This window comes from Saliniradius amylolyticus, from assembly GCF_003143555.1.
Classification (GTDB): domain Bacteria; phylum Pseudomonadota; class Gammaproteobacteria; order Enterobacterales; family Alteromonadaceae; genus Saliniradius; species Saliniradius amylolyticus.
This window is the reverse complement of the sequence record NZ_CP029347.1, coordinates 3148028-3172944: the sequence shown is the minus strand read 5'-3', so window position 1 is coordinate 3172944 and position 24917 is coordinate 3148028. Positions and strand designations below refer to the sequence as shown.

Sequence of the window (24917 nt, the reverse complement as noted above, 5' to 3'; positions counted from 1 at the left end):
TTAGTAGGAGAACATATGAGCTTTTCAATTAAAGAAATGGCTAAGAAAGCCCGCATCGCCTCGCGTCAGCTGGCTAAAGTAACCTCACAGAAGAAAAATGCCGTGCTGCACAGCATTGCAGACAATATGGAACAGCAAACGCCTCAGATCCTGAAAGCGAATGAAAAGGATTTGGAAAACGGCCAGCAAAATGGTCTGTCCGATGCCATGATGGATCGTCTGAAGCTGACCGAATCCAGCATCCGCGACATCGCCAATGCGGTGCGCGACATTGCTGCTCAGGCTGATCCGGTTGGTAGCATTAGCAACATTCACCGTGAAGAAAGCGGCATTGAAGTGGGCAAGATGCGCATCCCTCTGGGGGTGATTGCCATGATTTACGAGTCGCGCCCCAACGTCACTATTGATGCCGCAGCGCTGTGTTTGAAAGCCGGTAACGGTGTCGTATTGCGAGGCGGTAAGGAAGCCTTGCATTCCAATCTGGCGTTGGCTGAGTGCATTTACACGGCACTGGAATCCAACGATCTGGATCGTAACTGTGTGGTCGTGGTACCGGACCCTGATCGCGCTATCATGAACGAGCTGATGACGTTGAACGAGGACATTGATCTGATCATCCCTCGGGGCGGTGAAGGTCTGATTCGCTTCGTGTCGGAAAACAGCCGCATTCCTGTGATTCAGCATTACAAAGGTGTTTGTCACCTGTACGTAGATGATAAAGCCGACGAAGCCAAGGCATTAAGCCTGCTGCAAAATGGTAAGACTCAGCGCACTGGCGTATGTAATGCACTGGAGACCTTGCTGGTACATAAAGATATCGCTGCCAGCTTCCTGCCAATGGCGGCGGCCATGCTGGCCGAGCATAAGGTGAAGGTCCATGCCTGTGAAAACAGTATCGGTTACTTCGATGGCGCCATTCCGGCGACCGAAGAAGACTGGGACGAGGAGTACCTGGCGTTAGAAATTGCCGTGCGTGTGGTGGATAGCTTCGATCACGCCATCGAACACCTGGAAGCTTATAGCTCGGGCCACACCGAGGTGATCGCGACTCAGGATTATTCCAACGCCCAGAAGTTCATCCGCTCGGTGAATTCTGCGGTAGTGATGGCGAATGCTTCTTCGCGTTTCTCTGACGGCGGTCAACTGGGCTTGGGGGCTGAAATTGGTATCTCCACCAGTAAACTGCACGCTTATGGGCCCATGGGGGTAGAGTCACTGACCACTGAGAAATTTGTGGTGTTGGGTGACGGTCATATTCGCCAGTAAGCCCATGACGGATAATGCCGCCAAGGCATGACCTAAGCGGTAGATAGACTATAATCGCAAGCCGACATTCGCCAATCTGCGGATGTCGGCTTTGTTATATCCGGCCTTTGGTCTGATATGTCACCGGGGAAAAACGCTTTACACTTAAGGGATGCCGCCGATTTTCAGGTGGCGAATGCCAGCGAGCGAGGAACTGTGAGTATTCAGGATTTATTCGAGAAAAATCGACAATGGGCTCAGCGTACCGACACCGCTGACCCAGAGTTTTTTAATAAGCTGGCAAAACAGCAAAGCCCCGAGTACCTGTGGATCGGCTGTTCGGACAGCCGCGTGCCTGCCAATCAGATCGTCGATTTACTGCCCGGAGATATCTTCGTGCATCGCAATGTGGCCAATCAGGTCATCCATACCGATCTCAACTGCCTGTCGGTGCTGCAATTCGCCGTTGACGTGCTTAAGGTCAAGCATATTATCGTCTGTGGTCATTATGGATGCGGCGGTGTAGCGGCGTCTATCGATGGTAAGCAGCACGGTCTTATCGACAACTGGCTGCACCATATCGAAGATGTGGCACACAAGCATGAAGCTGAACTGTCGGGCTTGTCTCAGGAGGATAAGGTGAGCCGCCTGTGTGAGTTGAATGTGCTGGAGCAGGCTAAAAATGTTGCTCGAACGTCTATTGTGAAAGATGCCCTTGCCCGAGGCCAGGATATTGAGATCCACAGCTGGATATACAGCCTGAAGAATGGCCGCTTGAAGGATCTGGAACAGCAATAACTATCAAGGATCTTAGGCTCGTCCGTATCCCGAACCCAAGCCAGTAATTACTCCTGCCTCCAGAACAAGTCCAGCTCGGCCTTCCATTGCCCTCCCGCTCACTACTCTATTGGCTACGAGCTTTCGCCAACAGCGGGCGTGGTTCGCCCACGGTCTCGCGCTCCTCGCTCCTCGCTCTTAAGCATCCATGCGTCTGCGGCATACGTCGGCTAAAGAAGGCTTAAGTGCAAGTTTTCAGGCGAAAACCAGTCCGTCCGGTCAATCGAAGTCAATCGAAAGAATCCCTCGAATTGCTCCTGCATTCGAGGGATTCCATATGTCCCTAGATATAAAAAAGCCCGACCAGAGGGTCGGGCAAAAGGGCTTGGTTAAAGCACCTAACGACAGAAACCAAGGGAGTTTATTGGGCCTCGACGATGGCCTTCATATCCGTCATATAACCGCGTAGCTCTTTACCCACCTTTTCTACTGGGTGGTTGCGAATAGCGTCATTCACTTCAGTGAGCGTCTTGTTAAGCACACTGTTGGACTTAACGTTCAGCCCCTTACCGATCACATCGGTCTTGATGCTGGGCATAAAACGTTCTGCCAACAGAGGCACGGCGGCATTGGCAAACAGATAGTTACCGTATTCGGCCGTATCGGAAATTACCACATTCATCTCATACAAGCGCTTACGGGCGATGGTATTGGAGATCAATGGGGTCTCATGCAGCGACTCATAGTAGGCTGATTCGGGCAGGATGCCGGCTTCAACCATCACATCGAAAGCCAGTTCGACACCGCATTTGATCATGGCCACCAGCAGGATGCCGTTATCAAAGAACTCTTGTTCTTCAATCTCACCCTGATACTGAGGCGCTTGCTCGAAACCACTCTGGCCAGTTTCTTCCCGCCACTTAAACAGGTTGGCATCGCCGTTGGCCCAGTCTTCCATCATGGTCTTGGAAAACTCACCGCTGATGATGTCGTCCTGATGTTTTTCAAACAGGGGGCGAAGCAAGTCAGTTAACTCTTCGGAAAGTTCATTGGCCTTGATTTTGGCCGGATTGGACAGGCGATCCATCATATTGGATACGCCGCCGATCTTCAGCGCTTCGGTGATGGCCTCCAATCCATACTGAATCAGAGCCGCAGCGTAACCGGCATCAATGCCTTCCTGGACCATCTTCTCGTAGCACAGGATGGCGGCGGTTTGTTGCATACCACACAGGATAGTCTGCTCACCCATAAGGTCCGATTTTACTTCGGCCACAAAAGACGACTCCAGTACCCCGGCACGGTCGCCGCCGGTAGCGGAAGCCAGTGCCTTGGCGATAGTCAGACCTTCGCCTTGTGGATCGTTTTCAGGATGCACGGCGATCAGGGTTGGAACACCGAATCCGCGCTTGTATTCTTCGCGTACCTCGGTGCCCGGACATTTTGGTGCGCACATGACCACGGTAATATCGGAGCGAATCTGTTGGCCTTCCTCAACGATATTGAAGCCGTGAGAGTAACCTAGTGCCGAGCCTTGCTTCATCAAAGGCATCACAGCTTCTATAACACTGGCATGCTGCTTATCCGGGGTCAGGTTATACACCAGATCCGCTTCAGGAATCAGTTCCTGGTACGTACCCACGGTGAAGCCGTTGCTGGTGGCTCGCTCATAGGAAGCGCGCTTCTCATCGATAGCGGCTTGGCGCAGAGCGTAAGCCACATCCAAGCCGGAATCGCGCATGTTCAGGCCCTGGTTAAGACCCTGAGCACCGCAACCGACAATGACAATTTTCTTGCCTTTTAAGAAGTCACAGCCCTGGGCAAACTCGCTGCGGCTCATAAAGCGGCAACGACCCAATTGATCTAACTGTTTTCTTAACGGCAGTGAGTTAAAGTAATTCGCCATAAATCCTTCTCTATTCTCTTCTTACAAGCCAGTGACGTACTTGCATTGGGTGACACTGTAGTGGCTTTCTTATGTTGAATAAAATGATATATTTAAAAGATAGTATTTCATTTTGTGAAACATGATGGATCTCCGTACCCTGCAACTGTTCGAGCATCTGGCCACCAGCCTGCACTTCGGTAAAACCGCAGAAGCTTTATTTGTCAGTCCGCCAACGCTGAGTCGGGCGATCAAACGGCTGGAAGAGGAGGTAGGCGCGCCGTTGCTGGTCAGAGACAACCGATCCGTTAAGCTGACTGCTGCCGGGGAGCAGATGCAGCGCTTCGCCCAGGAAACCCTGCAGCAATGGCAAAATACTAAGCTTGGCATTCACCAGCAGGCTCAGCAGCTAGCCGGTGAATTGAGCCTGTTTTGCTCTGTGACAGCCAGTTACAGCCACCTTCCAGCGATACTGGATAGCTTCCGACATCGCCATCCTCAGGCTGAGATCCGCCTGACCACCGGCGACCCTGCCCTTTCGATCGAAAAGGTAGTGCAGGAACAGGCGGATATGGCTATCGCGGTGCACTCGCCGGATATGCCCAAGCATTTGTATTTCCAGCCGTTGGATACCTTACCCTTGGTAATGATTTGCCCGGTCGGATATCGGGTGGGGAGGTTAGAGCAGATAGACTGGCGCACGATGCCTATGGTGATGCCCGATAGTGGCCCGTCCAAGCGCATAGTGCATCACTGGCTGGCGGAAAAAGGTATTCGGCCAAAGATTTATGCGTCGGTCAGCGGTCATGAAGCTATTGTTAGCATGGTGGCCTTAGGTTGTGGCATCGGCATAGTACCGCGACCTGTAGTGGAGAACTCAGTGGTGCTCGATAAGGTATCCGTGATCGCGCTAGACCACATTGAATCTTTCAGACTTGGGCTGTGCTGCTTGCAGCAACGAGTGGCTGAGCCTTTGATAAACGCGTTACTGGAACAAGCTTGATGTTAATAAAGGGCTTCAAAACAAAAGCGCCCGGCTTGGGCCGGGCGCAAGAAAGTTGTTACGGAGTGATTACTGCTCGCGAACCACGCGCAGGCCAATATAATTAGCCCGGAAGCTGGGCTCTAACTCCATACGAGTTGACACTCGGGCCAGGCGAGGCGCAAAACTCCAGGCGCCGCCGCGGACGATAGCGCCACTTTTAGCTTCTTCGCTGGTGGTCCACTCCCACACGTTGCCTACCGTATCGAAAAGGCCATAGCCATTTTCGTCAAAAGTGGCCACGGGGGCTGCGCTTTGATTGGACCACTCACTGCCGCACCAGCCACAGTTAGCATTATTGGTTCCAATACTATCACCCCACCAGAAGTCACTCTCGGTACCGGCACGGGCCGCGTATTCCCACTCCACTTCTGATGGCAGACGATAAGTGGTGCCACTGGTTTTGCTCAGCCAGTCAACATAGGCCTTGGCATCTCGTTGACTGATACACACCACGGGGTGTTTATCGGTATTGTTGTATCCGGGCTGGCGCCAGTTCAGCTTGTCATTCCACACAGGTTTGCCACCCTCATAGTAGGCGCACCCCTTGCCCTTTTCGGCGTCGGTAACATAGCTAGTGGCTTTGGCAAAGTGGCGAAAATCGGCCACGGTAATTTCGGTCTCAGTGAGACCGAATGATTCATCAATCTGACGCGTCTCTACAGGGCGCTCATTGCTTAGACCATTCCCGTTAATGTCCCCCATCTTAAAGCTACCAGCCGGAATGACGACCAGCGTTGGGCCCTGGATGTCATCCACCAGAATGTCCTGAATTTTTTCGCCCTTATTAAAGGCAAATTGGGCTTTATCCAGCTCCACCCGCATGGTCGTGCTTTCCCTAAGATCGATTTTACGGGTAATCGGCTGGTAACCCCGTTTAACGACCTCAATGGTGTGAGGGCCTGCGGGCAGCATCACCTGTAACTTGGTGGAACCGTAGCTTTCACCATCAATGAACACTTCGTCATCATAAACGTTAGAGCGTAGGGTCAGTTCGTACATCTTGGATTCATCGGAACCCTGCGCTGCCATCATTTCTTGTGGCGTTTCAGTGACGACTTCAGCCTGCTCGGGACGATTCAGACAGTAGCGACGGTCCAGCGCCAGCAAGTCGCAGGCTTCGGCGCGATTCATGCTGCCTTTCAATTTAGCGTTGATGCTGACCTGATAGTTGGCGTTGCCGCTAAAGCCGTCATCCACGATGTCGCTGTGCATCACCTGTACATAGGCATCGGAATATGGACGCTGCTTGCTAGCCAGCTCAGATTCGGTCAGGCCGTTGTAGAGCTCGTCAAGGAAGCGTTTGGAGGCTTTTTGCTTGGCCAGGAATTTACCGCGATTGCTGCATTTGGCGATGGTTTCTTCGCGGTCACACTGAATGCTGTGCTGCACGCTGATGGTATCGGTACGGTTAAACTCATTATAGAGGCGATCCACCCGAGCGTTGTTCAGCTCTTCTTTCAGGTTTTCGATCTTATTAAGCAGGCCATGTTTGGAAATACGCAATTGCTCAACATCCGCCAACTTAGCCTGCCAGGCGTTGTATTTGTCGGTGATGGCGTCTTTGTTCTGTTTATGGGCACGAACGGCTTCCAGATAGGACTGGCGATATTGCTCAATATCGACGCTGGGATCTTCGATGATTTTCTCATACTGCTGATTCATCTGATTAAGGCGTTGCTGGCGCTGCTCTTCCAGCTCTTTGTTCTTCTGCCTTAAGTCCGCCAGTTCAGACTCCAGTTGATTGGCCTGGGCCTGTTCTTTTTGCAGCGTCTGATGATAGCTGTCGTATTCACTCTGGTTGGTTTGAATTTGTTGTCGGATATCTTCAACGGAGTCAGACTGTTGAGCGATCAACCCCGTTGAGTATGTCAGGGCTATCGCCAGAGCCAAGTGTGCTATTCGATTCATTATTCCATTCCCAACGGGTCGCCAGCTTATTAACTGTTATTGTTGTTCGTGCTTAACGGCTGATAATAACATTACCGGCAGTATATTAAAGCTGCTATCTCGCGTAACAAACTCCTATGCTATTGAGTTGTCAATAAAAGCGCAAGTATTGGAAGCGACTCGGGACAATGAATAAAATTTAGGCAGATTCGGACCGCTAATTACTGCTCAAAATGGCAATCAGTCGATCCAGTGCTCGATATTGCAGTGCCTCGGTCAGGTGATGACGGCGAATGTTTGCTTTGCCTTCCAAATCGGCCAGGGTGCGCCCGATTTTGAGGAGCCGGTGAAAGCTGCGGATCGAGAGGCCGAGTTGTTCGGCGGCCTGCTCCAGAAATTGCCGGTCTGCCTGGGAAAGGGAGCAATGCTGATCGACTTCCCGGGCACTGAGGTGGGCGTTGAGCTTGTCGGTTCTATGCCACTGGCGCTGACGAGCCTGCAGCACACGCTGACGCACCAAGGCGGTAGGCTCACCGCGGTCTTGGATGCGTTGGGCAAACTGTCCCGAGGGCAGCTTAGGCACTTCTACCTGCAAATCGATGCGCTCTAAGAAGGGACCGGACAGGCGATTCAGGTAACGCAATGTTTGCTCTGTGGTGGCTCTTCGGTCCTGGGCCGAACCTGTGGGCGACGGATTCATAGCGGCCACTAACTGAAATCGGGCCGGAAATTCCGCCTGACGGGCGGCACGGGAGATAGAAACCTTCCCGGCCTCCAACGGCTCGCGCAGGACTTCCAATACTTTGCGATCAAACTCCGGCAACTCGTCTAAAAACAGCACCCCATTATGGGCCAAAGATATCTCCCCTGGTCTTGGCTGACTGCCTCCGCCTACCAGTGCTACTGCCGAACTTGTGTGATGGGGGGATCGAAATGGACGCTGACGCCAACTGTCGGGAGTTAAGGGCTTCCCAGTCACCGAGTGAATAGCGGCGGTTTCCAGTGCTTCATGTTCGCTCATTTCTGGTAATAGCCCAGGCAGGCGATTGGCCAGCATTGTCTTGCCGGTGCCCGGTGGACCGGTAAGAAGCAGGTTATGACCACCGGCAGCGGCGATCTCAAGTGCCCGCTTGGCAGGTCCCTGCCCGACCACATCTTGCAAATCAAGTGTAGAGTCTGGTGCCTGTTCTGGTATCTGCGATTGGTAGACGGGCAGCTGTTCTTGGCCGTTCAGATGATGAAAGACTTCCAGGAGCTGGCAAGCCGGGTACAAGTCGGCCTGGCGGATTAGTGCCGCTTCACCGGCATTGTCGCGGGGGAACACCAGCTGATGACCGGCCTGATGGCAGGCATAGGCGCTGGGCAAAACACCACTGATGGGGCGCAGCTCTCCTGACAAGGCAAGTTCGCCAACAAATTCTGAGACCTGCAAACGTTCTTTAGGTAGGTCATGACAGGCAGCGATAATGCCGATGGCAATCGGTAAATCAAAGCGACTGCCGTCTTTAGGAAGATCTGCCGGAGCGAGATTAACGGTAATGCGTTTGGGTGGGAATTCGAATCCAGAGTTGGTCAGCGCCGAGCGCACCCGATCCCGGGACTCTCTCACCGACGCCTCGGGCAAGCCGACAATATTAAAGGCCGGAAGGCCGTTAGACAGATGAACCTCCACCGATACCTTGGGGGCTTCGATGCCCAAACACGCCCGGGTCTGCACGATTGCCAGTGACATCCTTGTGTCTCCCTATACTCATCTGAACTAAGCCTAGTCAGATTAACAGGGTTTTTCTAATGCAGCCCTTGGAATAATGGCAGCTGCCAGTGGCGGTAAATGGCCGTCACGCGCAGGCTAAGAGTGCCTATGACAGCGCCCAACATGGCGAGAGAACTGTTGTCCCATCCCCAGAATATGGCCAGATAAACCAGACTGCCGAAAATACAGGTGGTAGCGTAAAGCTCACCTTTGAGCACTAAAGGAATATCGCGACAGATGACATCCCGAATCAGGCCGCCAAAAGCACCGGTCATGGTGCCCATGACTATCGCAATGAGGGGATCAGCACCGTAGTTCAGAGCTTTTTGCAGACCCATGACATTAAAAAACGCCAATCCCATGGCATCGGCGATAAGCAGGGTTTGATAGGGAAACTTATGAGTGACTCTTAACCAAATGATGGTGATCACCGCTGCCGCCAGTATGGTGTAAAGAAAATCGGTGCTGTGCACCCAGAATACAGGTAAGTCGAGGATCATATCCCGCAAAGTGCCGCCACCAATAGCGGTGACTGAAGCCAGTACGATTACGCCGAAACCGTCCATGTGTTTGCGAAATGCCATCAGAGTGCCAGAGACAGCAAACACTGCTACGCCCATCAAATCGATCCAATGTAGCCATTGCGTCATTGTTGTGCCTTAATCCGAACTTCAGATAGTTTGAAACGGTATAACAAATAAGCGCCGGGCTGAACGAATTTCCTTGATCCGGTTTTGTTCATCATGCTATTAATTCGCTTAGTGACGTACGCCCTTCGGGGTTCTTTTCAAAAATTTTTCTATTCTTCTTACTAAGCCGGTAGTTATCAGACAAGCGGGTTATGCTGGTCTGAATCTTTTTTGTGATCCGATAAGAGGAATAGGTCAATGCCAAAATTACGCTCCGCCACTACCACTCAAGGCCGCAATATGGCTGGTGCCCGTGCGCTCTGGCGCGCCACCGGCATGAAAGACGGCGATTTTGGTAAGCCCATTATCGCGGTTGCGAATTCCTTCACTCAGTTTGTGCCTGGCCATGTGCACCTTAAAGACATGGGCCAGCTTGTCGCCCGCAGCATCGAAGAGGCTGGCGGTGTTGCCAAGGAGTTTAACACCATCGCTGTGGACGACGGTATCGCCATGGGCCATGGCGGCATGCTTTATAGCTTGCCGTCGCGGGAGCTGATCGCCGACTCGGTGGAATACATGGTTAATGCTCACTGTGCAGATGCGCTGGTGTGCATCTCCAACTGCGACAAGATCACCCCCGGCATGTTGATGGCGGCGATGCGCCTGAATATTCCGGTGGTGTTTGTTTCCGGGGGCCCAATGGAAGCGGGTAAAACCAAGCTGTCCGATCAGATCATCGCGCTGGATTTGGTAGATGCGATGGTAGCGGCCGCCGACGATAAGGTCAGCGACGAAGACTCTCAGGAGATCGAGCGTTCCGCCTGCCCCACCTGTGGCTCCTGCTCAGGCATGTTTACTGCGAACTCCATGAACTGCTTAACCGAGGCCTTGGGACTGTCTTTGCCCGGCAATGGCTCTATGTTAGCCACTCACGCCGATCGCGAAGCTCTGTTTAAAAATGCCGGTAAGCAGGTGGTGGAACTGTGTAAACGTTATTACGGCGACGACGATGCAACCGCCCTGCCCCGCTCCATAGCCAATCGTAAAGCGTTTGAGAATGCCATGAGCCTGGATATCGCCATGGGCGGCTCTACCAATACCATCTTGCACTTGCTGGCCGCGGCGCAGGAAGGCGAGATCGATTTTACCATGACCGACATCGATCAACTGTCCCGTAAGGTGCCTCACCTGTGCAAAGTGGCACCGGCCACCCAGAAATACCATATGGAAGATGTGCATCGCGCTGGCGGCGTAATGGGCATTTTGGCGGAACTGAACCGAGGTGGCTTGTTGCATGGCGATAATCCCCATGTGCTGGGTGGCACCATGGCCGAGGTGCTGGCCAAATGGGACGTGGTAGACAGTGCCAATGAACAGGCCCAGACCTTTTATCGAGCCGGTCCTGCTGGCATCCGTACCACTCAGGCCTTTAGTCAGGATTGCCGCTATCCGGATGTGGACAATGACCGCGAAAACGGCTGTATCCGAACCGTTGAACATGCCTACAGTCAGGATGGCGGTTTGGCGGTGCTGTTCGGCAACCTGGCCGAGAATGGCTGTATTGTGAAAACCGCCGGGGTGGATGAGTCCATCTTAACGTTCAGTGGCCCTGCGCGGATCTTCGAAAGTCAGGATGCCGCAGTGGCGGGGATCCTGAACGACGAGGTGCAAGCAGGTGAGGTGGTGATCATTCGTTACGAGGGGCCGAAAGGGGGGCCTGGTATGCAGGAAATGCTCTATCCCACGTCTTATCTCAAGTCCAAGGGCCTGGGTAAGGCCTGTGCCCTGATCACCGATGGGCGTTTTTCCGGCGGTACGTCGGGGCTGTCCATTGGCCATGTGTCTCCCGAGGCGGCCAGTGGCGGTACCATCGCGCTGGTGGAAGAAGGCGATACCATCGAAATTGATATACCCAATCGGCGCATTGAGCTTAAGGTCAGCGATGCCGAGCTTGCTCATCGCCGGGAGGCGATGGACCAGAAACCCAATGCCTGGCTGCCCGAAGCTCGTGAGCGAGCGGTTTCTTATGCCTTGCGGACTTATGCCCTTCTGGCCACCAGTGCGGATAAAGGGGCGGTGCGTGACAAGTCCAAGTTGGAGTACTGAGATGACGGTCAGCGAAGCGGAGTATCTACGTAAAGTCCTGCTCTCTCCGGTTTACGATGTGGCGGTGAAAAGCGATTTGGTGCGCATGAACCGGTTGTCTGGCGAACTCAACTCGGATATCTGGTTAAAGCGTGAGGACCAGCAGCCGGTGAAGTCCTTTAAGCTTCGCGGGGCCTACAACCGAATGAGCCAGCTTTCCGAGGCGCAGAAGCAAGCCGGGGTGATTGCGGCTTCCGCGGGCAATCATGCCCAAGGACTGGCCTATTCGGCTCGCATTAAAGGCATAAAGGCAGTGATCGTGATGCCGGAAACTACCCCGGATATCAAGGTAGAAGCCGTACGTCGCTTTGGCGGCGATGCCGCCGAGGTGGTATTGCACGGTACCAGCTTCGATGCTGCCAAGGACGAAGCACAGCGTCTGGCAAAAGAGAATGGCTATACTTTTATTCCACCGTTCGATGATCCTGATGTGATCGCCGGTCAGGGCACCATTGGCCGTGAACTGTTGGAGCAAAACCCCAAACTGGATACCCTGTTTATCGCGGTCGGAGGTGGTGGTTTAGCCGCGGGTATTGCTGTATATCTTAAGCAGCTAAAGCCAGACCTGAAAATCATCGCCGTGGAGTCTGATGAGTCGGCCTGCCTAAAGGCAGCCCTGGAGGCGGGCAAACCAGTGACCCTGCCATCGGTAGGGATTTTTGCCGATGGGGTCGCGGTTAAGACCATCGGTACCGAAACCTTCCGTTTGTGTCAGCAATACGTGGACGAGGTGGTAACGGTTAGTAGCGACGAGATCTGTGGTGCTATCAAGGATATCTTCGACGATACCAGGGTCATCGCCGAACCTGCGGGAGCCATGTCGGTGGCAGCAATCCGGAAATACGCCAAGAACCATGATCTCAGTCAGGCTCATGTGGGTGGCATATTATGTGGTGCCAATATTAACTTTCATACCCTGCGCTACGTGTCTGAGCGCTGCGAGCTGGGTGAGCAGAAAGAGGCGGTTTTCGCCGCCACCATTCCAGAGCGGCCCGGCGCCTTTAAGCGTTTCTGCGAGTTATTGGGCGGGCGCGGCATTACCGAATTTAATTACCGCTATGCCCGTGAGGACGAGGCTCATATCTTTGTGGGGCTCAAATTGCGGCAGGGGCAGGCGGAATTTGAGCAGATTCGTCAGACGCTGCATGACGAAGGGTATCGGATTTTCAATCTATCCGACAATGAGATGGCCAAACTCCATGTGCGTTACATGGTTGGGGGGCGGCCGGTGGATTTGCCTAACGAGCATATTTTTTCCTTCGAGTTCCCGGAGCATCCGGGCGCACTAAAAAAGTTTCTCGATACCTTAGGCGATCGCTGGAACATTACCTTATTCCACTATCGCAATCATGGGGCCGCAGAAGGGTTGGTGCTGGCAGGCTTCGATATACCGACTGATTCGCGGCGGGACTTTGATCGGCATCTGAGCCAGCTGGGTTACCATTATCAGGAGCAAACAGATAATCCGGCCTATCAGTTTTTCCTATCGGATTTAACGGCACCGGCCTGATCGGATTCACAAGCCCGGCTGATAGCCAGCCGGGCGAATACCGGTCCCAGGACCTCAAACAGCACGGTGGTGCTAACCACTAAGGTCAACAGGGTTTGCTGGTACTCGGGAAACCGGTTACCCGCCACCAGCGCCATACCGATGGGCACCCCGGCCTGAGGTAACATGGCCAGGCCCAGCCAGTTACGATAGGCAGGCGTTAAACGGCCAAACACCCCGCCTACAAAGGCGCCCAGGTATTTGCCAGCTATGCGGCAAAATACAAATACCACGCCTACCCAACCGAGATTCGCTAAAGCGTCCAGCTCTAATGAAGCGCCCGCTACCACAAAGAAGATCACCATAAACAAGGACTCAACACCTTCAATGGCATGAAACGGGTAGTCATGGTGTTTGGCGAGATTGGCAATTAAGGCGCCGACGCTCATTACCGCGATCAGATAGGACACCTCCAGCCACATGGCCAGACCACCGGTCAGAAACACTACTCCCAGTGCCTCTGTCAGCATAGGCTGACCGTCTTTCAGGCGGCCGGTCAGGTAAGCCGATGGCAGACCAACGGCCGCGCCCAGTAACAAGGCTCCGCCAATATCCTGAATGGAATGAAGCACGATGCCGCCATCCATGCCGCTGCCGTTGAGGCCGCTGACCGTTGCCAGTGCCAGACCAAACAGCAGCAGTGCCCATACATCATCCACGGCCACCACGGAGAGTAACAGCTGGCCGAATCTGGAGTTTCCGCCCGATTCATGCACCACATCTAATATGGCAGCCGGTGCGGTAGCAGCGGCGATGGCACCTAAAATAATCGCAATGGGAGGGCTAAGCCCGACCCAGATTAACCCTAAAGTGACAACCACCATCGTCACCAGAGCGCCAGACAGTGACACCCAGAGGATGGACTTCGCTGAGCGGTGTAGAGATGCATGAGTGAGCTTACCGCCGATTAAAAAGCCCACCATTAGTAATGTCATATCGGAGATCAGGCTGAACCGGTCAGTAAAGACCTCGGGGATCACCCCCAGCCCCTGATCGCCAATGGCAATGCCAAATAGCAGTAACAGTGTCACTCTGGGGAGTGGTGTGGATTTGGATAAGAAGGACGTGGCAAGGCCCAGCAATAAAATCCCACCAAGCGCCATCAGGAAAGCATCTGGCGCCTGGTCTGGTTGGGGACTTACCATTATCGAGTCAGGTGAGTTGTGGTTCGAGGGTTAGTCTTTAATCCGAACGGCTAACACATCACATTTGGCATGATGCAGAACGCTGTTAGCCGTTGAACCCAGCAGCAGCCGAATGCCGTGACGGCCATGACTGCCTAACACGATGAGATCGGCATTTCGTTCTTCCGCGGTATCCACAATCAAATCCGAGGCATGACCACTTTGAATGCTAAAGTCATCTTCCCCGAGTCCATAGGGTTCTATCAATGACTTAACACTCTTTCTGGCAGTATCCAGTACCGACTCCATATCGAAGGCGAAATCGTAACCTGCATAGTCACCCATGCCGGGGCTGGGCAACTCGGTGGCGTGAAATATATGCAGTTTAGAACCCTTGATGGACTCATTGGCGAACACCGCATCCAGTACCTGCTTAGCTTCTACTGAAGTATCGATTGCCACTAACACATTGTTGTACATCCCAATCTCCTTCTAAAACTTTATTGTCACTACAAAGATAGACGGAGACCAGCGGTCTTGCATTGAGACAGATCAGCTTATTCATTACTGCTATTTAGCGCCAGCCCAGCCAGCGTCAGAGCCAATATCAACAGCAGCGGCACCGCAATCAGATGGATCGACGCATCGAACTCACCACTCCACTGAATCCAGAAGGTGGTGGCTAAGGTGGCGATAAGAGTCATGATCACCAGGCTATTTTTGTGGATGCAACGCATGATTCTCTCCTTAAATAAAAACCCGACTGCAAGCTTAGAGGCTTGTCATTGATCGCGTTAGTGGCAATAATGATAAAAATAGTGCGTAAAGTGACATTAAGATGCTGCATATAGCTTTGCTTGTAACCCCCAACGCGATCGCCAGTGATGTGATGAGCGTGATCGATTTTTTCGATATGGCTAACTCGTATTGGCGGTTCCAGCATCCAGAGCAGCCAGAACCCTTCAGCACCGCCGTGTATTCTGCTTCAGGCGCCCCGGTCAGGTGCTCCAATGGCATCAGTTTTTCCACCTTGCCTCTGACGGCATTGGACCGTCCCTCTGCGTTAGTCGTTGTGCCTGCATACGCGGACACACCAGTCAGACTTGATGATTACCTTCGGGAAGGACAGGCCCTGCTGCCCGTATTACGAGAGTGCGCTAAGGGTTCCACGTTGCTCGTCAGCCATTGTGTAGGCAGTTTCATTCTGGCCGAGGCCGGGTTGCTGGATGGCTTTCGTGCGACCACCACCTGGTGGCTTAAACAGGTCTTTAGTGACCGTTACCCAAAGGTGGAGCTCACCATGGAGTCCCTGGTACTTAACAGTAACAATCGCATTACCGGCGGAGCCACAACTGCCTCCATCAATGTGTGTATGGTAATTCTGGAGACGTTGATGGGACACGGCTTTGCCGCGTCATTGTCAAAGCTCCTGTTATTGGATCGCCAAAGGCTGTCTCAGCAAACCTTTATCGATCCCCGGTTGGTGGTCAGCCATAAAGACAGTCTGGTTAGAAAGGTGCAGGATTGGATGCAGAACCATTATGCCGAAGAGGTGAGCCTTAAGCGCCTCAGCGAAGAGTTTGCAGTAACGTCACGGACCTTGATTCGCCGCTTTAAAGCGGCGACGGGGGAGACGCCCATGGCTTACTTACAGCAGTTACGCATTGAGCATGCCAAGGAACTATTGGCGGCAACCGATATGCCGGTCGACTGGGTCGTTGAGCGGGTTGGGTATAAAGACGCCGCATCATTCCGGCGCCTGTTTCAAAATCAGACGCAATTATCCCCGAGTCGCTACCGACAGCGTTTTGATCAACGCGGAAATGGGACGGTTGTTCACGAACAGAGCATAACCTGATCTGCCTGAGGCAGATCAGGCAAGTCTCAGGAGGAAGGTGAGTCGGGTTCCGGTTTTTGTTCCAGCTTTTCCAGCCGAGTTTCCAATTGAGCCAGTTTTTCCCGGGTGCGCAGCAGCACCTGAGTTTGTACCTCAAACTCTTCTCGGGTCACCATATCCAGCTTACCCAACTGACTTTGTAGCACCTGTTTGACCCGGCCTTCCATATCTTCGGCCATGGTTTTGACACCAGGGGGAATAGCGTCGGTGACTTGTTTGGCAATTTGTTCCAGTTTTTTAGGATCGATCATAACTTTTGTTTGTCTGGTCTTTAACTAGGATTAGACCGCGAGTGCTCGCCTGAATCAAGCCGCAGCCTGATTTAGCTCCCACGGTTCGAATATCAGCCCTGACTCATGAGTCACCGGAAACACCACTACGCTGACGCCGTCCTCCTCCAGACCCGGTAGCCATTTATCGTACCAGTCCTGCAGGCTGATGGCGTATGGTCGGCAGTGCTGCCAGTCATCATTGATCCAGTCTTTGACAAAGGCCTCATCGGGCCACACAGGAATGCAGTCTTCATCCTCGGTCACCAGCAACATGGCACCATGGTCGTCGACAATGGTCCACACCTGCTGAGCCTGTCGACTTTTCTGATGAAAGAATTCGGCTCGCTTGTGAGCAGGCTGACTCTCCCATTGGTATTTTTGCATCTGGCTAAGCTGAGTCATGGTGGTCTCCTTAGGCACTTTTTAACGCAGTAATCAGAATCTGAGCATGCTCCGCTAAGTCATGACCCAAATCGGTCAGGTAGCCCCCATCGGGCTGATCGATAGCGCCAATCTGGTGCAGCCGCTTAGCGGCATCGATAAGCTCAGGGTCGGCATCGCGGTGCAGTTTAATGCCCTGATGCAGGGTGTCGGTGGGGAACTTCATCAGAAGATCGATGCACGCGATCATGGAAGGATTAAAGGCCATAGCGCCTCCTTATTCAGATTGTGAGCCCATCGGGCGGTAATCACCGTCAAAGACGGTTTGCCATTGATGCTCATTGCTCGAGCGAATTTGCCAGTGTTGTCTGACTGTGTCATCGGCCAGCGGTGTCCAACTAATCTTATGTTCAATCTCCTGGCCTGTCTTATCCAGGCCATGACCTTTAAGAACCATTGTTCCTGACTCATATTGACCATCAAGTTGCAGTAACAGGCCGGTGTTATCGGTCCAGGTCTGGTGCCAGCGTTCAGTCTTTGCATCATAAATGTTCAAACTTCGGCCTTCATAACCTGATTCGGTTCGATAATGCTCCCGAATGACACAATTGTCCAAGTCTTCTGTAATCGAATTCAGCCCCGCAAGTTTGCCTTGGTAATAGACCTGCCACTGACCTAGCCAAAAATCGAACTGGTCGTGTTGGGGGAGGTTGCAGGCTGCGTAACTGGACAGGGGCACACACAGGCAAAGGCTTGGCAAGATTCTCATGCGGTTCTCAGTTATACTGGGTGGCATTGATAACTATAGCCCATGCAGATGAAATACAAAGACTTACGGGACTTTATCGACAAGCTGGAAGCCCAAGGTGAACTAAAGCGCGTCACCCTGGAAGTGGATCCAGAACTGGAGATGACCGAGATCGCCGATCGTACCCTCAGAGCAGAGGGTCCGGCGATTTTGTTTGAAAACCCCAAGGGCTACGATATGCCGGTGTTGGTCAACCTGTTTGGTACACCAAAGCGGGTCGCCCTGGGCATGGGGCAAGACTCAGTCACAGCTCTGCGCGATGTGGGTAAGCTGCTGGCTTACTTAAAAGAACCAGAGCCTCCCAAGGGCTTTCGGGATTTAATGGATAAACTGCCGGTATTCCGTCAGGTGCTGAATATGCCCGCCAAGGAACTGAAAAAAGCTCCCTGTCAGCAGCAGGTGTTTAGCGGCGATGAAGTGGATCTGGAGTCCATCCCGGTGCAAACCTGTTGGCCGGGCGATGCCGGACCACTGATAACCTGGGGGCTTACCGTCACCCGCGGTCCCCATAAGAAGCGCCAGAATCTGGGCATCTATCGTCAACAGCGTTTGGGCAAGAACAAGCTGATTATGCGCTGGTTATCCCATCGTGGCGGGGCGCTGGATTTTCAGGAGTGGTGCCAGGCTCATCCAGGCGAGAAATTCCCGGTGTCGGTGGCCTTAGGGGCCGACCCCGCTACCATCTTAGGGGCGGTAACACCGGTACCGGACAGTCTATCTGAATACGCCTTTGCTGGATTGTTGCGCGGCGATAAGACCGAGGTGGTCAAATGTATCAGCAATGATCTCCAGGTGCCCGCCAGTGCCGAAATCGTTCTGGAAGGCTACATCGACCCTGATGAAACGGCACCGGAAGGGCCCTATGGTGATCACACCGGTTACTATAATGAGGTAGAAGAATTTCCAGTCTTTACTGTGACGCATGTGACTCAGCGAAAAGACCCCATCTATCATTCGACTCACACCGGCAGGCCACCGGATGAACCGGCGATTTTGGGTGTGGCGCTGAACGAAGTCTTTGTGCCTATCTTACAAAAGCAATTTCCGGAGATTGTGGATTTTTATCTACCGCCAGAAGGCTGCTCCTATCGAATGGCGGTGGTGACGATGAAAAAACAATACCCCGGCCATGCCAAGCGGGTGATGATGGGCGTTTGGTCCTTCCTGCGCCAGTTTATGTACACCAAGTTTGTTATCGTCTGTGACGATGATGTGAATGCCCGCGACTGGAAAGATGTGATCTGGGCCATCACCACGCGGATGGATCCGGCCCGGGACACCACGCTGGTGGAGAATACCCCCATCGATTACCTGGATTTCGCCTCACCAGTATCCGGCTTAGGCTCCAAGATGGGGATGGATGCCACTAATAAATGGCCCGGGGAAACGGACCGGGAATGGGGCACGCCGATCACCATGACTGAATCCATTAAGCATAAGGTCGACCAGATATGGGACGAACTGGCCTTATTCGACAACCAGAAAGACGAGTCTTATGGCAGAGATTAATTGTAAAGTAGCGCGTATCGACACGCTCACGCCCACCGTATACCGCATAGAACTGAAACCAGAACAGCCGTTGGAATTTAAGGCTGGCCAGTATGTGCTGGTGGTGATGGAAGACGATGATAAGCGGCCGTTCTCTATCGCCAATGCGCCCAGCAGTGACGGTATCATTGAGCTGCATATCGGTGCTTCGGAGCATAACCCGTGGGCCATGGAAGTGGTAGATCGGATGCAGAACCATGAGGTGATCCAGATCGACGCGCCCCATGGTGAGGCTTACCTCAGAGAGGCCGAGCAGACTCCTCGTATCCTGATCGCCGGTGGCACCGGTTTTTCCTATACCCGCAGCATCGCCCTGCATCTTTTAGAATCGGATCTGACCGCGCCTGTGACCCTGTATTGGGGCGTAAGAATGGAAGCGGATATGTATGATTACGATGAACTCATTGAGTTTGAAAAGCAGCATCCGGAGTTTCACTTTGTACCTGTGGTGCAAGAGCCGGGTAAGGATTGGCAGGGACGCACTGGGCTCGTTCACGAGGCGGTGGCCGAGGATTTTGCCGATATGAGCCAGCACCAGGTGTACATCGCCGGACGTTTCGAGATGGCCAAGGTGGCTCGGGATGAATTTGAGGATCACGGCCTCAAGCTCACCAATCTGTTTGGCGATGCCTATTCGTTTATTTAAAAAAGAGCTGGGGTGAGCTTTTGGCGAGTTCACCCGCTGTTATCTAATAAGGGAAAGAGTGTAAAAGATCATGTCGCAGAGGGATGGCCGTGTAGACCTTTTGAAGTTGATTAAGGAGTGGGGAAACGGTTGCGAACGCAGCAGCAATACTCTTAAAACTCTCCTTTACTATCACCTAAAGCAGGTTTGTCAGGCGCATTTAGAGCGTAGCCGAGAAGAGATCGACGTTACCAGTATATTGAATCATCTCCCCCATACCACCTCCTTACTTCATCAGGCGCTTATTGAGCTAGTTCCTCCTGGAATGGACATTGAAGAAGAAAGACAGCTTAATAATTATCTCAGCCTGTTTATACGTAACCTCCTAAAAGATGAGATACGCAAGCTCTCCGCTAAGAAGCGTACTCCAAAAGATATCGTGAATGAGCAACTATGTGACTTGGATGCCCAAGAGCGATTTATGGCGTTAGATAGCGCAATGGTGATTTTGGAGTCTGAGCGACCTAGAGCAGCAGAGGCGTTCTCTTTAAGGTATTTCCTTGGCTACGATGTAGAAGAAATCGCAAGGTTTATAGAAAGCTCTTTGGCTACGGCCTACCGAGAGCTGTCTATCGCTCAAGCTTTTTTAAGAGCAAAAATTGAAGAAATATGATCATCATGAAGATGATCTAATAAAAAAATAAGGAAACTGAAACAGTGGAATTTTCATCGTCCTATGATGTTTTTCAATACCTCCAAGAAAAAGATGAACTGAATATGCTCCAGAACCTCGATGAGGTTCTGGCGGTTGATCATCCTCTCTACAGCGAAACAAAAAAGCTGATCATTGCCCACCATCGAAATCAAGAAGAAACGCTTTTTCTTCAAACCATCAATAACAGCGCCAAAAGCCTCACAAACGATGACATCACGCGTTCGTTGAAGGGAGAACAAGTTGACGTCTATCGAGTCGAAGAGCTTATTGGTCTCGGCGGGATGGGTGCGGTTTATTCAGCCAGACGTAATGATGGCAAGCTGCAGCAAAAGGTCGCTATAAAGTTCATTTACCCGTCTGTGACCAGCCTCGTTGGAGAGGAGGTGATTCACAGTGAGGCGCAGCATCTCATCAACATCAGCCATCCATACGTTGCTCGCTTTCTCAGCATAGGCACCTGTGCGAACAATTCGTTGCAATACATTGTCATGGAGTATGTTGAAGGGGAACCCATTGATGAATACTGCTCGAACCACAGGCTATCAGAAAAGCAAACTCTCAAGTTGGTTTTGAAGCTGCTCTCGGCGATCAATGAGGTGCACTCTAATATGGTGGTGCATGCCGACATTAAGCCTTCGAATATCCTTGTGGATACTAAAGGCGAGCCGAAGTTGATGGATTTCGGTATTGCAAGAAGGGTTGAACAACAAAAGTCTAACAATAAGGTGGCGCCAAGAGGTGCAAGTCGGGATTATGCGTCTCCTGAGCAGTTACAGAAAAATAATCTAACTGCAGCCAGTGACATTTATTCTATCGGTAAACTCTTACACAAACTCGACCTGTCTCGCGGGTTGAACCTCATTGCGAAAAAGGCATGCGCTGATTGTCCAGAGGCTCGTTATGCTTCGGTGGGACAACTGCAAGAGGATATTGAAAGATACATCGAAAACCGTCCGACTCGGGCTGAGTCGCTTGGCTTTATCGGACGAACGCTACGAGCGGCGCAGCGTAATTATGCGTTAGTCATCGTTACATCTGTCATCTTGGTTAGTGTGACAGGTACTTCATTGTGGTTAAAAAATAAGAATGAAGAGCTGAAGACGACTATCGAGAGAGAGCAGGCAACCGGTCGCTTCATGCAATCTATTTTCAAATACGCCAACGCCAAACGTACTGAAAAGGTTGGAGGGTACACCGTAGAAGAAGTTCTGGCGGACTTGGCTGAACGAGCAATCACAGAATTAGAAGATTACCCGCTAGCACGCTTTGCAATCCTATTCGAATTGGCGAAAAGTTATCAAGAGTCGGGGAAGTATGAAAAAGCCTTGAAGGTTCTAGACAGCGTACCCGACAAGAAAGAGGTGTTATCCGAGCCCTATATAGAAATGCACTACCATGTGTCGCGAGCCTACAACCATAACGGTTTAAAGCAACGCCAAGCGTCACTTAGTGAGCTGGACAAAGCGTGGCGTATTGGTGAGAAGATTGAAAGCCCCAGTCTCGACGAACAGAAAGCCTTGGCCGTTACTTTGATAGCAAAAGCGTTTTTTAATTACTATCAAGAGGATTACAACGCAAGCAAAGACGCGGCCCGACAAGTCATAGAGCGCTATTCTGACATTTTACCTGAGCAACAGGTGGCGACCATATACAACACACTCGCGGCGAGTCAGCGCAATTTGGGTGATTACAGTGCTGCGCAGGCAGCGTTTCAAAAGTCGATTGATATACTGGTTGAGAAATTCGGCTCCATTGAGCATCCATCGCTGTTCTATAAGCGCTATAACCTTTATGTCACCTACCGGCAGTTAGATAGAGAGCAGGAGGCGTTGGAAGGGCTTAAGGTATTGAGGCAACAAGTGTTAGAGGTTTACGACGACGACTTCCCACTTTTGAAAGACATTACCGATCAGTTAGATAGTTCTTCTGAGCCAAAAGTCTGAAGTCGTTCTATTCCAAGCTGTACCGAAAATGCCTAAAGCCCATAAAGAGGGCTTTAGGCATACCAGAAGTTATTCGTTGCCAACTTCAAACTGTATTTCAGTAGAGGTGCCAGCGGTATTGGGGGCAGTGAATGTAAAGATGAATTCCACGTCGCCCGGCGAGGCAAAAGAGTGGAACTGCCAGTTCACAATGTTGCTTCCCTTAACAGCTTCATAAGGCATGTAGAGCGCCTCTCCTGGCAGCACGATGTCCCGCTCCACTAGATCCTGGTGCTGCTCAGAGGAGATATTGAGAATCATAGAGGTCTCGGTGTGCCGGCCAGTCTCAGCGTCGCCGAGTGCATCACCAAACGCCGTGTTTTGGTGACAAAACGTTTTCAATGCCACCTCGGCAGTACCGGAAACCGAGGGAAACATGCTGGCCATTTCGGTGGTGTAGACACAGTGAATGGGGTTGATGTTGCCAAACTCATCACGGTACTGAGTGGGATACAAGCTAACAAGCGTTGCCGGAAAAGAGGCTTGCTCATCCAGTGCTTCGAAATGAGCGGATAGAGAATCTACAACCCCGGCGGAAACGTCTTCTGGGAAAAGGGTGATATCTCGGTTTAGACCAGTCTCTCGAACCGTGAAGACATCGCTTCCTGATAGAATCACTTCGTGTCCATTCATGTCAACGGATGCTTTAACAGCGATTCGATACACACCAGGGATAGTGTCGACATTAAAGGCGAGTCTGTTGACTTCGCCCTCAGCTAGGTTGGTGGCGTTGGCAATCTCACCAGACTCAAGTGTATCGAATTGGTTGTTTTCAAAACTCCATGTTTCCAAAGAGTAATTGAGGGTATCAACTAATACTCTGGGTAAATGAGGCTCGCTATTTGGCCCAAAATCTATGATGCTCTTCTTGATGGCTTCGATTTCATAAGCGGCATCAGTGGTGATAGGAATATGGTTGTAATAGCTGGCGATGTTAAGCGTAGCAAAGAGATTCGCGCTGCGATCAAAGGATAACTCTAGAGACTGTTTAACATCTTGCTGGTTACCGCTGACACTGACCGAATCAAAAGAATTGCTGGTAACACGACCAACTTGTTGAACACTAAGGTTATTGCTAGCCGAAAAAGAGACCGTCGCATGTGATGTGGCGGGAAAGCTGGCGGTACCATTTTCTACGGGATAAATGCCCTCGCTGGTCTCGACTTTTGCGGAAACAACAGGGTCTAAAGTGAAGTTAACGCCATTTACAGGCGTATCGGCATAAAGTGTACCCGAACAACCTTCCTCACCACACTCCAGGCTGGGTAAATCAAGAGTTGCATTGGCGTCAGGCACAATAAAACTAACATCCGCAGTAGCCTCTGAGGAATAGGTGTCTCCGTCAACGGTAAAGTCCATGATCTCAAAAGTTAAGCTCTCACCTGTTGAGTGGGTAACAAAGAGCTTGAAGGATGAGCTAGCCGTAAAACTCACTGTACCATCTTCCGAAATATCTACCCGCTCACCGTTGACTTCAACCTCTGCCGAATCAACATTAGCTAATTTAAAAGTGGCACCAGAAGCGTTTTGGCTGCTCTCAGCGCTCAGTACCAGGCAGTCTTGCCCTACATCACAAGCTTCGTTTTCTTGTGTTATGGATAGAGTGGGATCGGGAGTTTGTTGATTGCCTGAGTTTGTCGACTGGGAAGTGCTCTCGCCGCCTCCACCGCCACAAGCGACCAGTGCGGTCATACACAGACAGAGTAAAACTGGAAGACGGGCTTTGTTCATTGTTATTCTCCTTGAGACATTACGGACTTGCAGACAGGTAAGGTGCCCTGTAACTGCTCATTAATAGGGAGAGAGAATAGACGGTGAAGTCCATCTCTCGATCTTAATGGGTTCGATAATGGGGAGACGAGAGAGTGAATAAGAGATACGAAAAATAAGTAGATTTTTCTCAGAAGGCCCGAATAACTTAAGTAACTATGTTTTTTTCAGAGAAGCGGTAGCGGCCGTCATCATAGAATACAAAAAGGGCGTGCTACCGAAGTAGCACGCCCTTTTTGTATTTGGCGGTTTAGTTATTTTTGTTGGCTTAGCCAGACGATCAGGTCGATCATATCGTCGGGTGTCATATCCCGGGTAAAGGTAGGGCGGAACTTACCGTTGACGATAAAAGTCGGTACGCTGCGCACATGCTGGCGATACTGGGCGATCAGCTTGTTGTTCTTGGAGAACAGGCTGTTCACGCCGAAGCTTTTAACCATCTTGTCGAACTCGGCCTTTTCAACACCATTGATGGCAAAGATGTTTTTCAGATCATCCATGCTGGTCAGCGGTGAGCGCTGCTTATGGATGTATTCAAACACGGCCTTATTCAGCTTGTCGCTTTTCTTCAGGGCCCGGCCTACCATCATGGCACGGGTAGCGGCATCCTGCGTCTCTTTATCGGCAAAGCCCATAAAATTGACGTGAACCTTGTTAAACTTCACATCCTCGCCCAACTGGCTTTTCACCTGCTCAACCAGAGGTTCAAAGTTATAACAATGAGGGCACCAGAAAGAGAAAAATTCCAGTACCTGCTTCTCTTCGGTGGCCTGGTCATTGATCACCTCATAGTGAGTGCCTTCCTGCCACTGCTCTACCGCACAGGCTTGTAACGGAAGAAACAAAGCGACAGCCAATATCGAGAAGAGTTTTTTCATCA

At 51.7% G+C, this 24917-nt stretch carries 23 protein-coding genes; 10 read left to right on the top strand and 13 right to left on the bottom strand.

Annotated features, from left to right (window positions below):
- Window positions 1-15 precede the first annotated feature (15 nt).
- On the top strand, window positions 16-1266 hold the full coding sequence (locus HMF8227_RS14730; RefSeq protein ID WP_109340912.1) for a glutamate-5-semialdehyde dehydrogenase: 1251 nt from the start codon (window positions 16-18) through the stop codon (window positions 1264-1266).
- Window positions 1267-1383: 117 nt separating this feature from the next.
- The gene (gene can, locus HMF8227_RS14725) at window positions 1384-2043 is read left to right on the top strand and encodes a carbonate dehydratase (RefSeq protein ID WP_109340911.1); all 660 of its coding nucleotides are present in this window, start codon (window positions 1384-1386) and stop codon (window positions 2041-2043) included.
- 400 nt (window positions 2044-2443) lie between these two features.
- Here can and ilvC read toward each other — a convergent pair whose 3' ends face one another.
- Window positions 2444-3928: a ketol-acid reductoisomerase gene (gene ilvC / locus HMF8227_RS14720; protein WP_109340910.1), complete on the bottom strand. Its 1485-nt coding sequence runs from the start codon at window positions 3926-3928 to the stop codon at window positions 2444-2446.
- A 124-nt stretch (window positions 3929-4052) separates the two neighbouring features.
- Between ilvC and ilvY the strand changes: the two genes are divergently transcribed.
- Window positions 4053-4910 carry an HTH-type transcriptional activator IlvY gene (gene ilvY / locus HMF8227_RS14715; protein ID WP_109341128.1) on the top strand — a complete coding sequence of 286 codons (858 nt, stop codon included), beginning with the start codon at window positions 4053-4055 and terminating at the stop codon, window positions 4908-4910.
- Between the two features lie 69 nt (window positions 4911-4979).
- Here the strand turns inward: ilvY and HMF8227_RS14710 are convergent, their stop codons facing one another.
- The 3 genes from HMF8227_RS14710 to HMF8227_RS14700 all read right to left on the bottom strand — a co-directional run bounded on the left by HMF8227_RS14710 (window position 4980) and on the right by HMF8227_RS14700 (window position 9242).
- A complete protein-coding gene (locus HMF8227_RS14710; protein ID WP_109340909.1) occupies window positions 4980-6860 on the bottom strand; it encodes a formylglycine-generating enzyme family protein in 1881 nt (626 codons plus the stop codon).
- Window positions 6861-7056: 196 nt separating this feature from the next.
- Window positions 7057-8571, bottom strand: coding sequence for a YifB family Mg chelatase-like AAA ATPase (locus HMF8227_RS14705; RefSeq protein ID WP_109340908.1), 1515 nt, complete (start codon window positions 8569-8571; stop codon window positions 7057-7059).
- Between the two features lie 56 nt (window positions 8572-8627).
- A complete protein-coding gene (locus HMF8227_RS14700; RefSeq protein WP_109340907.1) occupies window positions 8628-9242 on the bottom strand; it encodes a trimeric intracellular cation channel family protein in 615 nt (204 codons plus the stop codon).
- 237 nt (window positions 9243-9479) lie between these two features.
- Here HMF8227_RS14700 and ilvD point away from each other — a divergent pair, with 237 nt between their 5' ends.
- Together ilvD and ilvA are read left to right on the top strand one after the other, a co-directional pair.
- Complete coding sequence (ilvD, locus tag HMF8227_RS14695; protein WP_109340906.1) at window positions 9480-11327, top strand: dihydroxy-acid dehydratase; 1848 nt, start codon at window positions 9480-9482, stop codon at window positions 11325-11327.
- Window position 11328: 1 nt separating this feature from the next.
- Window positions 11329-12876: a threonine ammonia-lyase, biosynthetic gene (gene ilvA / locus HMF8227_RS14690; protein ID WP_109340905.1), complete on the top strand. Its 1548-nt coding sequence runs from the start codon at window positions 11329-11331 to the stop codon at window positions 12874-12876.
- Here the strand turns inward: ilvA and HMF8227_RS14685 are convergent.
- The 3 genes from HMF8227_RS14685 to HMF8227_RS14675 form a co-directional block, all read right to left on the bottom strand.
- Complete coding sequence (locus HMF8227_RS14685; RefSeq protein WP_109340904.1) at window positions 12840-14060, bottom strand: cation:proton antiporter; 1221 nt, start codon at window positions 14058-14060, stop codon at window positions 12840-12842. The two genes, ilvA and HMF8227_RS14685, sit on opposite strands and share 37 nt — an antisense overlap.
- A gap of 30 nt (window positions 14061-14090) precedes the next feature.
- Window positions 14091-14519 carry a universal stress protein gene (locus HMF8227_RS14680; protein WP_109340903.1) on the bottom strand — a complete coding sequence of 143 codons (429 nt, stop codon included), beginning with the start codon at window positions 14517-14519 and terminating at the stop codon, window positions 14091-14093.
- Window positions 14520-14596: 77 nt separating this feature from the next.
- A complete protein-coding gene (locus HMF8227_RS14675; RefSeq protein WP_109340902.1) occupies window positions 14597-14776 on the bottom strand; it encodes a hypothetical protein in 180 nt (59 codons plus the stop codon).
- 101 nt (window positions 14777-14877) lie between these two features.
- Between HMF8227_RS14675 and HMF8227_RS14670 the strand changes: the two genes are divergently transcribed.
- Window positions 14878-15897 (top strand): GlxA family transcriptional regulator, encoded by a 1020-nt coding sequence (locus tag HMF8227_RS14670; protein ID WP_109340901.1) that lies wholly within the window; start codon window positions 14878-14880, stop codon window positions 15895-15897.
- Window positions 15898-15923: 26 nt separating this feature from the next.
- On the opposite strand, the gene ubiK is transcribed toward HMF8227_RS14670, so the two are convergent.
- The 4 genes from ubiK to HMF8227_RS14650 are packed head-to-tail and all read right to left on the bottom strand — an operon-like array spanning window position 15924 to window position 17358.
- Window positions 15924-16187: a ubiquinone biosynthesis accessory factor UbiK gene (ubiK, locus tag HMF8227_RS14665; RefSeq protein WP_109340900.1), complete on the bottom strand. Its 264-nt coding sequence runs from the start codon at window positions 16185-16187 to the stop codon at window positions 15924-15926.
- Window positions 16188-16241: 54 nt separating this feature from the next.
- Window positions 16242-16610, bottom strand: coding sequence for a DUF2750 domain-containing protein (locus tag HMF8227_RS14660; protein ID WP_109340899.1), 369 nt, complete (start codon window positions 16608-16610; stop codon window positions 16242-16244).
- Window positions 16611-16620: 10 nt separating this feature from the next.
- Window positions 16621-16857 (bottom strand): TIGR02647 family protein, encoded by a 237-nt coding sequence (locus HMF8227_RS14655; protein ID WP_109340898.1) that lies wholly within the window; start codon window positions 16855-16857, stop codon window positions 16621-16623.
- A gap of 9 nt (window positions 16858-16866) precedes the next feature.
- Window positions 16867-17358 (bottom strand): hypothetical protein, encoded by a 492-nt coding sequence (locus tag HMF8227_RS14650; protein ID WP_109340897.1) that lies wholly within the window; start codon window positions 17356-17358, stop codon window positions 16867-16869.
- A gap of 48 nt (window positions 17359-17406) precedes the next feature.
- On the opposite strand from HMF8227_RS14650, the gene ubiD reads away from it, so the two are divergent.
- The 4 genes from ubiD to HMF8227_RS14630 all read left to right on the top strand — a co-directional run bounded on the left by ubiD (window position 17407) and on the right by HMF8227_RS14630 (window position 22228).
- Window positions 17407-18906 carry a 4-hydroxy-3-polyprenylbenzoate decarboxylase gene (ubiD, locus tag HMF8227_RS14645; protein ID WP_109341127.1) on the top strand — a complete coding sequence of 500 codons (1500 nt, stop codon included), beginning with the start codon at window positions 17407-17409 and terminating at the stop codon, window positions 18904-18906.
- Window positions 18893-19591, top strand: coding sequence for an NAD(P)H-flavin reductase (gene fre, locus HMF8227_RS14640; RefSeq protein ID WP_109340896.1), 699 nt, complete (start codon window positions 18893-18895; stop codon window positions 19589-19591). Before ubiD ends, fre begins: the two co-directional genes overlap by 14 nt.
- A 100-nt stretch (window positions 19592-19691) precedes the next feature.
- Window positions 19692-20243 (top strand): ECF-type sigma factor, encoded by a 552-nt coding sequence (locus HMF8227_RS14635; RefSeq protein ID WP_162558622.1) that lies wholly within the window; start codon window positions 19692-19694, stop codon window positions 20241-20243.
- A gap of 44 nt (window positions 20244-20287) precedes the next feature.
- On the top strand, window positions 20288-22228 hold the full coding sequence (locus HMF8227_RS14630) for a serine/threonine-protein kinase (protein WP_109340894.1): 1941 nt from the start codon (window positions 20288-20290) through the stop codon (window positions 22226-22228).
- Between the two features lie 69 nt (window positions 22229-22297).
- Here the strand turns inward: HMF8227_RS14630 and HMF8227_RS14625 are convergent, their stop codons facing one another.
- Window positions 22298-23998, bottom strand: coding sequence for a hypothetical protein (locus HMF8227_RS14625; RefSeq protein WP_109340893.1), 1701 nt, complete (start codon window positions 23996-23998; stop codon window positions 22298-22300).
- 293 nt (window positions 23999-24291) lie between these two features.
- Window positions 24292-24915 carry a thiol:disulfide interchange protein DsbA/DsbL gene (locus HMF8227_RS14620; RefSeq protein ID WP_109341126.1) on the bottom strand — a complete coding sequence of 208 codons (624 nt, stop codon included), beginning with the start codon at window positions 24913-24915 and terminating at the stop codon, window positions 24292-24294.
- Between the last annotated feature and the right edge of the window lie 2 nt (window positions 24916-24917).